Source organism: Pseudoalteromonas sp. TAB23, assembly GCF_000498075.1.
Taxonomy (GTDB): Bacteria; Pseudomonadota; Gammaproteobacteria; order Enterobacterales; family Alteromonadaceae; genus Pseudoalteromonas; species Pseudoalteromonas arctica.
Genome location: NZ_AUTP01000124.1, coordinates 1 through 9610, shown reverse-complemented (window position 1 = coordinate 9610; position 9610 = coordinate 1). Strand labels below are relative to the sequence as shown.

Below are 9610 nucleotides of genomic sequence, written 5' to 3'. Positions count from 1 at the left end.
CCTGCCACTGCTTTTAGTATTATTTACACCGCTTGCTACTATTACCGCATTACTTAATTTAATTAGCGGATTCTTTTTTGGCTTTTGTGCTGCTTTGTTTATTTATAAATTGATATACCAATCGGCATAAATATTTGAAAATTTAACGAATTAAATAACTCTATAATGTTGTTAAAATTTTTTTATTTAGAACAACTAGATATAAAAACTGTTGCCTAGTTATAGCGCAATTTCCTTATCGTTAAAGAAACCCCATATATAAGCCGGTTGGTAAGTACCAAGTTTTGAAGCTGGAAGCTTTAGCAATAAAAAAGCCTAGCGGGGGAAGCTAAGCTTTTTTATTCAATTAGTGTGAGCAAATGTTAGTAGGCTTTTGCGCAGTTTCTACCAGATGCTTTTGCTTTGTATAAACCTTTATCGGCGCGAGCAAATATTTCAGTTTCGCTGTCTTGGCTGTTAGCTAAAGTAAAACCAATACTGGTTGTTACTTTATACTTAGACATTAGGGGCGATTTTCTTACTAAGCACATTATCCGCTCAGCAATCACTTTATTCGTTGTAAACTCAGGGTCTTCAATAAGTAAAGCAAACTCATCACCACCAAATCTAAATACCGAATCAGTGCCGCGTATGCTGCTACACAGTACTTTTGAAAACTCTTTAAGTGTATCGTCACCAATTTTATGGCCAAAGTTGTCGTTAACTTGTTTAAAATTATCTAAATCAAGCAGCATTAAACTAAATGGACGCTGGTAACGACGGCAGTTTTCAAGCTTTTGCAGTAAAAAGTCATTAAACTGACTGCGGTTATTTAAGCCGGTTAATGCATCCTTTGTGGCAAGCTTTAATACACGGCTATACATCATCGCATTACGAAGTGGATAAACCAGCGCAGTATGCAAAGTATGTAGCTTTTTCTCAATGGCTTGACCAAGCGGGAATTTACTAAAATAAATTAGCTGCCCTAAGTGTTCTTTACCAATCGCCAAATCAAAAATATAAGGAGTACTATTTGTGTCACTCTGTGATGTTTGTGTAGTTCCCAGTGTTGACTGAAACTGTAAACCAGAGAAATTTAACAATTGTTTTGTAAATTTTGCGTATATAGCTAAAACATCCTCAATCACTAAGCTAGTTTGTAGCTCTGTAACGAGTTTATGTGTTTCTGTTATTTCATTTGTTGGCGAGTGTTCAGCCGAAAACGGCAAAAAATCACCGCGACCAGACACACGCTGCGTCAAAATATGGACGTTTTCCATTAAATTCTCCCCCGAGGGTGTTGCTTTGCAATTACTAAGCGATTTTTGTGCCATATTTTAAAACTTGCTGAAAAACAGAAGGTTGCTATATTTAAAGTAAGTCCCTTGGTTTAATTGACGCGTGAGGCCGAATTTGCAGAGTATTAATGTTCAAATTTTTGGCTTGCTAGTGGCAGCAGTTCTTTTTGTGTGGTTTTTTAAACGCATTGGCTTGCCGCCTATTTTGGCGTACCTAGCAACGGGGGTTTTAGCCGGTAGTCATGGTATTGGTTGGTTAGCGCAATCTCATGAAATAGAGTTTGTAGCAGAGCTTGGAATTGTGTTTTTGTTATTTAGTTTGGGGTTAGAATTTTCTATTTCGCGGCTAATGGCAATGCGAAGCCTAGTATTTGGGCTGGGCTCGTTACAAGTAGGTATAACCAGCTTACTCTTCATTATTATTTTATATTGTTTAGACTTTTCCCTACTCACCAGTTTTACCATTGGTACAATTATGGCGCTTTCTTCTACGGCTGTAGTGGTTAAGCTATTAAAAGAAACGGGTGAGCTTAATCAGCGCCGTGGGCAATTGGCCGTTGGTGTACTACTTTTTCAAGATATTGCTGTTGTTCCTCTATTAATAATATTCCCCTTATTTGCATCAAGTGACTCTCAAAGTATTGGTTGGGCTTTAGCGTTTGCCCTAAGTAAGGGCGCATTTGTATGTGTGCTCCTTTGGGCAATTGGTAAATGGATATTGCCCATTGTGTTTAAAGAAATAGCGCAAGTACGAACCGATGAGTTGTTTGTGCTTACCACTATATTAGTAGCCTTATTTGCGGGCTTTTTAACGTATATGTTTGGCTTGTCTATGGCATTGGGCGCTTTTTTAGCGGGAATGATGTTAGGTGAGAGCCATTACAGGCATCAGTTAGAGGCCGATATACGTCCATTTCGCGATATTTTAATGGGGCTGTTTTTTGTTACTGTGGGTATGCAGCTGGATATTTTATTTGTACTGGCGCATATAGTAATAATTATTGGTGCATTACTGGGTTTACTCGTATTAAAAATTACAGTGGTAGCTTTTAGTGCGCGGCTAATGCATGAGCGAAACCAAGACTCGCTCGCCTGTGGCATTATGCTGTGGCAAATGGGGGAGTTTGGTTTTGTACTTATTGCACTTGCTGGTCAGCATCAATTATTAAATTCAGAGCAAGCTTCATTTTTAATTGCCCTTGGTGTTTTATCAATGGCATTTACACCATTTTTGATTGATAAAACGCCATTTATTTTAAAGCGTTTAGGCATACTCGATCGCCCAAGTTTAGCGCTGGAAAGTGAGCCACAAAGTAGTACACTTTATAGTGACCATGTTGTTATTTGTGGTTTTTCGCGTGTTGGGCAAACTATAGCGCGTTTTTTAAAGCCCGAAGCAATAGACTACGTTGCCATTGAAAGTAACCCAATTTTAGTACAAGAAGGCAAAGCGGCAGGTGAGCCTGTTATATTTGGCTATGTTAAACAAAAAGATATTTTAAAGTGCGCAGGAGTAGAGCGAGCTCGCTTGGTTATTATTACTTTTACAGAGCTTGATCACGCACAAGTTGTTATTGATGCCATAAAACAAATAGCGCCCAACGTTAAAATACTTATTCGTACTCGTGACGATAGCCAGTTAGATTATTTAAAAGGGCTAGGCGTAACCGAAGTAGTGCCAGAGTCGTTAGAGGCGAGCTTAATGCTCGTGTCGCATGTGTTGTCTATGTCGGGCGTACCGATGACGCGTATTGTGCGAAGAGTAAGTAAAGAACGTCGTAATCGCTATCCGTTAATGCAAAGCTTTTACGCAGGGTATTTTAAAGATAGCGAAGATGCCTCAAGTGAACGATTAGAATACTTACATGTTGTAGCGCTACCTCAGCAAGCTTATGCCGTGGGTAAAACAATTGAAGATCTTAATTTAGAAAAGCGGCGAGTGCTCGTAAAAGCACTGCGCAGAGAAGGAGCCGAAATAGATACGCCATCAGCGCAAACAACATTATTGGCTAATGACGTTTTAGTATTACAAGGTAAACCAAGGCGTGTTGAGCGGGTAGAGCACTATCTGCTCGACGGAATCGAATAGTGACTTAGATTAATCTAGCTCTAAAAGATTAATCTAACTCTAAAAATTCACGCATCTTAGGCAACTGCGCCATACCGTCTTCATAGCCAATTTGCATTAAATGCTGGGTGTAGCGTTTTTCAAACAATAGATAACTGGTTAAACTCGATTGCGAATGCTTTTTAACACCTATGGTACGTAGCAATACTTTAATGGCCCATGGCATATCGTCGTAATACTGAGCTGCAATGGCATTAAAGTTTTGCGAAGGGTTAATGACAAAGGTATCTATTTGTTTAAGTTCTTGATGTTTGTCGCGAGCGGGTAATAGCCCTAATGTTCGGTTAACACGAGCTAAACGCTCCAAATCCGATTGCATAGTGTCGGTAAATACACTGTCGAGTAAATGCCCTGCAACAGCAGATAGACCCGGATAATGTGGCGAGTAACCCGGTGGGTGTAATTCTTTGGGTTGGTCGACCCCAATAATAAATATTTTTTCAGCGCCTAAATGAATCGACGGACTCAGCGGAGAAAGTTGATGTATAGAGCCATCCCCAAAGTAATGGTTATAAATATTTACACTGGGAAACACCATAGGGATGGCACTCGATGCCATTAAGTGCTCAACATTAATACGAGTTGCACGGCCTTCGCGTTTAGCACGCTGCCAAGATGTTTGCGTATTAGATTGAAAAAATGCAACAGAGTCGCCCGTTGTATAACTTGAGGCCGTAATAGACAGCGCATCTAAATAATTACGATGTAAATTGCGCTCAATGCGGTGTAAATCTAAAATTTCGTTTAATAAACCACGCAGAGGGCGGTTGTTTAGCAAGCTCGCTGGTGGATGGTTAATATGTTCTGACTGAAAGCTCGTTAAAATATTACGCGCAATATGACCAAATACGCTTAAAAAATCACTTTTATAGACCATAGAGGTTGAAAAGTTTTTCCAAACTGATTCAAGCTTTCGTACAGCCAAATGCGCACAGGAGGCGTAACATGCTAACGCAGCTGAGTTAATAGCCCCAGCAGAGGTGCCATTTATTACTCTAAATGGCAATGGAGCGGTACGAGGCATACTATGAGCTAGCGCTTTAAGGACACCCACTTGATAAGCAGCACGTGCGCCACCACCTGTGAGTAATAAGGCAATTTTAGGTTTTTGTGGATCAACTTGCTTGATTTTCATATTGGTGGTTAAACTGTTCTACGTCTTTACTTTATTTATTAACTGTAAGTCTTTAAGCTAGAAGAATCAAAGGATAACTGCCCTAATACTTATTACATTATTTAATCACCCAATTTAGTAGGTAACTTACTTTGCTATAATTGTCGTATTATAAAATGTCATAGTATTTGTGTAAGAATGAATTTAATCCACTTAGCGTACTCTAAGTGATATCGCATTTTAATTTTTATGGAGTTCGTATGTCAGATAAACCAGAAGCATCAGATGTTCAAAAACGTCCACCTAATAACAATATTCTTTTCGCCGTTATTATTTTAATAGTCGTAGCATGTGCGGCCGCCTTCGTATTGCTCACACCAAGTGACGAGCAAACAACACGCACTGAGGTAGAGCCCGCAGTTAAAGAGCAACCTATGATGGAGCTTAAACCTGAGAACGACCCAGTGGTAGACGCGCCATCTGTAATGCCAGAAAAACCAGCCGAGCTTGAAGTACCAGCACAAAGCCCGAGTGAGCCGGAGCCTGAAGTAGAGCCACTACCAACGCTTAACGAAAGTGATGCAGTTGTTGTTGCTAAAATGGACGAGTACCTAAGCGACTCAGTAATGAGCTTAATGGTGACCGACGATGTTATTCGTCGTGGTGTGGTATATGTAGATAACTTAGCAAAAGGAAAAATAGCTAAAAAACACATGCCTGTTGTACAGCCAGAAGAAAAATTTAGCGTGAATGAAGGTGATATCTTAACTATTAACCCTAACAGCTACGAGCGTTATACACCGTATGTGAAAATATTTACCAGTATGAGTGCAGCGCAAGCCGTTCGCATGTACGAAGAGTACAAGCCACTTATTAATAATGCATACAGTGAAATTGGTTACGGCGATGACGAGTTTAATCAAACGCTAACCGATGCAATCGATTTATTACTTGATACGCCAGAGCCTGAAGGTGACTTGCCGTTACTTCGTGATTCAGTAACGTACCAGTATGCGTTTTCGGAGTGGGAGCAATTACCAGATGCACAAAAACAGCTTTTACGTATGGGTCCAGAAAACATGAAAAAAGTAAAAGCAGCATTACGTAATATAAAAGCGCAGTTAGAGAACAATTAATACGCACTAAAATAGCTAAATACGCCGCGATTGTATATGAAGTATGCAATCGCACTTTCTTTTTAGATTATCCCTTGAATAACAGAGCAAAAGTAGAGATAATCCCTCCCGCGCCAACCAAGGCCCTCAATGGTAGTCTTATTGGTCCTCTCGCAACACTAGCAGGCGAACCTGGTCAGGCCCGGAAGGGAGCAGNCTGGTAAGACTGCCACCCAAATTCCTCATTTGGGTGTTATAGATAAATTTAATCAAACATTCTTCGTAAATATATTCTTTTTTAAATAAAGCTATTAAAGCTTGCTTATCCATATTCTGATCTTTAAATTAGCTATCTTAAGTATGATCATTTAAATGGAATTAAAGCTTAATTTATGTCTACAGTTTCTAAAGTCTTTTTACCTGACGAGGGTAAAAGCTATACCTCCAATGAAGTTCTATCTATAGATGAAGCTGCACTATTTAAGCTTAGGCGCTTCCTAAGAGAACCTGAAGGGCTTGATAGTATATTATGTGCTACATGTTTTCAGCCTTTAATACTTGCTGGAACTCCATCACAAAAACATCATTTCAAACACCCTATTGGTTCAGAAGATTGCCCTGTGAAAAGCACAACAAGCCTCACGGATAGTGAACTACAGGCCATTAGTTACAATGGAATAAAAGAAAGTAAAAAACATAAAGACTATAAAGCGGCTATATCAAATTTGCTTAAAAGCGAAGTTGAGTATGAAAATATTCAAGTAGAACAAACTTATCGAGAGCAATTTCAGACAGGGCTAGCTAAAGCATGGCGAAGACCAGATATTAGTTTTTACTCTAATACGCACAATATGGATATAGCTATTGAGTTAGTCTTAGACCAAGTGCCATTAGATGTTATCGTTGCAAGAGACCGATTTTTTAAAGAGCAAGGCGCTACTGTGCTTTGGTTATTTCTACAAGACAAAAACAACTTCACCCGAAAAGATATATTTTATAATTCTAACGAAAACCTATATGTATTTGACCTTGAGTCTAAGATAACTAGCCAAGAACAAAGCAAGCTGTTTTTTAAATGTTTTTATACACAATACGGAATCGATGATTTAGGATTTCAGGTACAAGTTGTCAGTTCAGAGCAATCAAAATTAGTGAGTTTGAATGACTTACACTTTAACGAGAACAACCTTACCTATTTCGATGTTCAGCAGTCAGAAATTGATGCAAAAGACGAAGCCGAACAGATATATAAACAGCGCCAGCAAGAGAACGATGATTACAGAAAAAGGTTAGATGAAAAAAGGCAAAACAGACTAAGTGGTAACTCTGCTTACGTATCTGTAGCTGATAAATATATACAGCCAAGAGTTATTCAAGAAGGTTTAATTGCTGAACTAAATGCAAAAAATAAAAAGCTGAAGTGCCACTGTGGGAATGAAGATATGACACAGTTCAGAAGCAAAGCATGTTTTATTTATTGTAAGTTATGCGGCTTAACAGTTATCTACGACTAAGATTAAAATTTTGAGAATTAATTTATGAAAATACCAGCGACCATCAAGCCTTACATTGAAGAAATTGCCCAATGTTTATGGAGTAAAAATGCATCTATTATGATTGGAGCTGGTTTTAGTATGAATGCTCAATCCCACTTTGATAATGTAAAAAAATTTCCGAATTGGCAGGAACTGGGTAATGTTTTTTTTCGTAAAGTAAGAGGGGAGGATATCCAGCATGCAAAATATAACTTCTTTGATCCACTAAAATTAGCATATGAGGTTGAGGCTAATTTTGGAAGAGCTGTTTTAGATAATTTACTGCGTGAAAATATACCAGATAGTGATTACAAGCCATCAAAACTACATTATTCACTTTTGAATTTACCTTGGACGGATGTTTTTACAACTAATTACGATACTTTGTTAGAGAGAGCGGCTGACTCTGTTAGTGAAAGAAATTATAAAATTATAGTTAACAAAGAAGACCTTATCCACTCTGTCTCTCCTAGAATAGTTAAACTTCATGGTTGTTTTGCCGCTTCAACTCCTTTAATCATAAACGAGGAAGATTACAGAACATACCCAACTAAATTTGCCCCTTTTGTGAATACAGTTCAGCAAGCGCTACTTGAAAATACACTGTGCCTGATTGGTTTCTCTGGTGATGATCCAAATTTTTTGAAATGGATTGGTTGGATAAGAGATAATTTAGGTGAGAAAAACTCTCCTAAAATATATTTAATAGGGGTTCTCGGTTTAACACCATCGCAAGAAAAAACACTTTCTCAATATAATATAACAAGTGTTGATTTATCATTATGTGAAGGGGTTGAGGGAAGTCATTATAATGCTATAAAGCTTTTTATAGATTACTGCACTAAACAGAAAAACTCAGAACGCGTACATTGGGATATTAACAAGGGTGCTTATTCTAAAGAAATCAATGAGAAAAAAATTGATTTTAGCAATTTACATAATGAATTAGTAACTACAGTTCAAACTTGGCAAAAAGATCGGCAATCATATCCAGGCTGGTTAGTTGCACCAAAGCAATACAGAGAGGTTCTTTGGAATAGAACTTCTCATTGGCACTCATTATTTACACTTAATAGTAACGAACTAAATTTTAAAACGGTTTTTTGCTTTCTTTATGAATTTTTATGGAGAAAAGAGAAGTCGTTAATTCCTATTTTTGATCATGAAGTTGATTTTTTAAAAAAATATCTGACCTCTTGGGAAAGTTATGCAGAAAGTGTTGAAGTAACTAGAGAGAAAGGGTAATCCCCCCATTTTTAATGGAGGCTATCTGTAGAATCTTCGTTGTTTAACTTTTCCAGTTTTTGTATGGGGGTTATGCCACCTATCCCCATGTTAGGCCGTTCATTATTATAAGCCCATAACCAATCGGTTGCTTTATCTTGTAACTCACTAATATCACTGTAAATATAATGACTTAGCCAGTCATACCTAACCGTACGATTAAACCGCTCTACATAAGCATTTTGTTGCGGGTTACCTGGTTGAATAAATCGTAATTCAATATTATTATTTAACGCCCACTCTGCTAATTTATGGCTAATATATTCAGGCCCATTGTCACACCTGATAGCTTTTGGCTTTCCACGCCATTCTATAATTTGATTCAGCGAGCGGATAACACGCTCAGCGGGGAGTGATAAGTCAGCATCTATTGTGAGTCCTTCTCGATTGAAATCATCAATCACATTGAACAAGCGACACCCTCTGCCATCAGATAATTGGTCGTGCATAAAATCCATTGACCAACATTCGTTAATGGCATCAGGTACAGCCAATGGCTCAGGCTTCTCCCTTGTTAGACGTTTTCTAGGCTTTATTCGCAGATTCAACTCAAGCTCACGGTAAATACGATAAACGCGCTTATGATTCCACGTGTAGCCTTTAACATTGCGTAAATATAAAAAACATAAACCAAATCCCCAATTACGCTGACATTGGCTTAAATCCAATAGCAACGCTGCAATCTTCTCATTTTCATCAGATAGTTTAGGCGTATAGCGATAGCATGTTTCACTTATCATAAAAGTGCGACAGGCTGAGGCAATACTCATTTTATTTGTGCTAACGACTTCATGTGCCAATACTTTGCGCTCAGAAGCCTTTACCACTTTTTTGTCATTGCCTCTTGAATGACCTCAGATTTTAGCCGCTCTTCAGCATACATTTTCTTTAAACGGCGATTTTCATCTTCAAGCTCTTTCATTCGTGTCATTAAAGACGCATCCATGCCGCCGTATTTAGCGCGCCATTTATAAAAGGTTGAGTTGCCCATGCCATGTTCACGGCATAGCTCAGGAATAGGCACGCCGCTTTCTGCTTGTTTTAAAATAGCGAGGATCTGACTGTCTGTAAAATGTGCTTTTTTCATAATTTTCTCCTGTGTTTACAATAAGAGAAAATTCTACGTTTGGCATCTATTATTTTTAGGGAGGATTACC

At 38.3% G+C, this 9610-nt stretch carries 7 protein-coding genes; 4 read left to right on the top strand and 3 right to left on the bottom strand.

Translation table 11 applies throughout. The features are described from left to right. Positions 1-362 precede the first annotated feature (362 nt). Positions 363-1259, bottom strand: coding sequence for a GGDEF domain-containing protein (locus tag L654_RS0104230; RefSeq protein WP_024590733.1), 897 nt, complete (start codon positions 1257-1259; stop codon positions 363-365). Between the two features lie 133 nt (positions 1260-1392). Here L654_RS0104230 and L654_RS0104225 point away from each other — a divergent pair, with 133 nt between their 5' ends. Continuing rightward, positions 1393-3366: a monovalent cation:proton antiporter-2 (CPA2) family protein gene (locus L654_RS0104225; protein WP_024607367.1), complete on the top strand. Its 1974-nt coding sequence runs from the start codon at positions 1393-1395 to the stop codon at positions 3364-3366. Positions 3367-3394: 28 nt separating this feature from the next. Here the strand turns inward: L654_RS0104225 and L654_RS0104220 are convergent, their stop codons facing one another. Further along, positions 3395-4540: a patatin-like phospholipase family protein gene (locus tag L654_RS0104220; RefSeq protein ID WP_007584072.1), complete on the bottom strand. Its 1146-nt coding sequence runs from the start codon at positions 4538-4540 to the stop codon at positions 3395-3397. 239 nt (positions 4541-4779) lie between these two features. On the opposite strand from L654_RS0104220, the gene L654_RS0104215 reads away from it, so the two are divergent. From L654_RS0104215 to L654_RS0104200, 3 genes are all read left to right on the top strand, one after another. After that, entirely contained in the window at positions 4780-5655 is an 876-nt protein-coding gene (locus L654_RS0104215) for a DUF3014 domain-containing protein (protein ID WP_024607366.1), read from the top strand. Between the two features lie 371 nt (positions 5656-6026). After that, the gene (locus L654_RS0104205; protein ID WP_024607365.1) at positions 6027-7148 is read left to right on the top strand and encodes a hypothetical protein; all 1122 of its coding nucleotides are present in this window, start codon (positions 6027-6029) and stop codon (positions 7146-7148) included. A 24-nt stretch (positions 7149-7172) separates the two neighbouring features. Further along, positions 7173-8414: an SIR2 family protein gene (locus tag L654_RS0104200; RefSeq protein WP_024607364.1), complete on the top strand. Its 1242-nt coding sequence runs from the start codon at positions 7173-7175 to the stop codon at positions 8412-8414. An 11-nt stretch (positions 8415-8425) separates the two neighbouring features. Here L654_RS0104200 and L654_RS0104195 read toward each other — a convergent pair. After that, a protein-coding gene (locus L654_RS0104195; protein WP_139016090.1) for an IS3 family transposase occupies positions 8426-9540 on the bottom strand; the annotation gives its coding sequence in 2 pieces (ribosomal slippage) (positions 8426-9288 and positions 9288-9540; 1116 coding nt in all). Between the last annotated feature and the right edge of the window lie 70 nt (positions 9541-9610).

Excerpts from the sequence above, each read along its gene's own strand:
- L654_RS0104220 (WP_007584072.1), bottom strand. The coding sequence starts at position 4,540 with ATGAAAATCAAGCAAGTTGATCCACAAAAACCTAAAATTGCCTTATTA.
- L654_RS0104205 (WP_024607365.1), top strand. The coding sequence starts at position 6,027 with ATGTCTACAGTTTCTAAAGTCTTTTTACCTGACGAGGGTAAAAGCTAT.
- L654_RS0104215 (WP_024607366.1), top strand. The coding sequence starts at position 4,780 with ATGTCAGATAAACCAGAAGCATCAGATGTTCAAAAACGTCCACCTAAT.
- L654_RS0104200 (WP_024607364.1), top strand. The coding sequence starts at position 7,173 with ATGAAAATACCAGCGACCATCAAGCCTTACATTGAAGAAATTGCCCAA.
- L654_RS0104230 (WP_024590733.1), bottom strand. The coding sequence starts at position 1,259 with ATGGAAAACGTCCATATTTTGACGCAGCGTGTGTCTGGTCGCGGTGAT.